This window comes from Burkholderia sp. AU4i, from assembly GCF_000466765.1.
Lineage (GTDB): Bacteria > Pseudomonadota > Gammaproteobacteria > Burkholderiales > Burkholderiaceae > Burkholderia > Burkholderia cepacia.
The window spans coordinates 1-1,315 of the sequence record NZ_ASSI01000428.1; the positions used below are offsets into that span (position 1 = coordinate 1).

Genomic DNA, 1,315 nt, shown 5'->3' on the forward strand with positions numbered 1-1,315 from the left:
GTGCTGCCAGATTCGGATGCCGAAGCCCTTGCCGCGAAACCCGGGTTTCACGATGTAGAGGCCGATGAAACCAAAGCGTTCGTCGTAGGCGACGGCGGCGAGGCACGCGACCGGCTCGCCACGCCAGACGCCGACGAAGAACCCGGCCGGGTCCGCTTCCCAGAAACAGGAAGGATCGTGCAGGCCGGGGTTCCAGCCTTCCGCCGCCGCCCATTCGATCGACATGGCTACCTCGTCGGCCGACATGGTGCGCACGATGAAGTCTTCGTGTTGATCCATGATTCACCCCGGTCGCTGCGCTAGGGAATGCGCGTTGCGTTACGTGCAATGTATCGAGGACGCGTGAGCCGGCAGCCCCGTGGCTGTCGGCCGAATCATCATAGTCCGAAGAATGGAACGAGTGTGTGATGACGGATGTCGAGCCGAAGCGGCCATGACGGGTTGTATCCCCCACGTTCGGAAAATCTTCGTCGGCGAACAATTCATGGATGGAAGGTTTCGCCACGCATCAGCATGTCGATGAACTCCCCGATTTTGCGCGCCCTTGTTTCGGGCTTTTTGGCATTCTGTATGCGATACAGGATCGCATAGCGGTTACGGCTGTTCAGGGTTGCGAAGAATTTCTTGGCTCCGGGATTGGCGTCCAGGGCCGCCTGCAGGTCGTCCGGCACGGTCGAGTTGCTGGCCGACGTATAAGCAGCGTTCCAGCGGCCGTCCTTCCTGGCCTTCTCGATTTCGCCCATGCCGGGCGGGCGCATTCTGCCTGCGGCGATCAGTGCTTCGGCCCGGTCCTTGTTGAGTTGCGACCACAGGCTTTTGGCGGTGCGTGGGGTGAAGCGTTGTAACCAGTATTGGTCATTCCCGGCCCGCTTTTGACCATCGATCCAGCCATGGCAGAGGGCGCTTTCCAGCGCCTGTTCGTAGGTGACGGTTCGCTGCCCGGTGCCTTTTTTCGCGAGACGCAGCCATGCGCCGGTTGACGTGCTGCCGTTTTCCCCTAACCAGCTTTCCCATTCGATCTGACTGGAAAACGTGAGCGTGCATTCGGTCATGTCGATGTCCTGAATGGGGAGTACATCTACGGGGAAGGCGTCCGCAGTCTAACAGCGTTGATACGGACATTGACGCCCGTGGCGCGACCGAAAGACCGGCAACTCTGCAGTCACCAGCCCGTCGACGGGCTTGGGGCGGAATACCGTTTCCCATACCCGGTGACGGAAGCATCGAACACCGCTTCCGGACGGGAGACCTCGCCGCCCACCGCGCCAAGGCCTCCCCATCCGCCCGTCAGAACGTGTAGGTCACCTTCCCGAAC

At 61.1% G+C, this 1,315-nt stretch carries 2 protein-coding genes; both read right to left on the reverse strand.

From position 1 onward, the window contains the following. The coding region (locus tag L810_RS43265) for a GNAT family N-acetyltransferase (RefSeq protein WP_042978467.1) at nucleotides 1-279 on the reverse strand (279 nt) is incomplete at its 3' end. 203 nt (nucleotides 280-482) lie between these two features. Next, nucleotides 483-1,052, reverse strand: coding sequence for a YdeI/OmpD-associated family protein (locus L810_RS43270; protein ID WP_021164377.1), 570 nt, complete (start codon nucleotides 1,050-1,052; stop codon nucleotides 483-485). Between the last annotated feature and the right edge of the window lie 263 nt (nucleotides 1,053-1,315).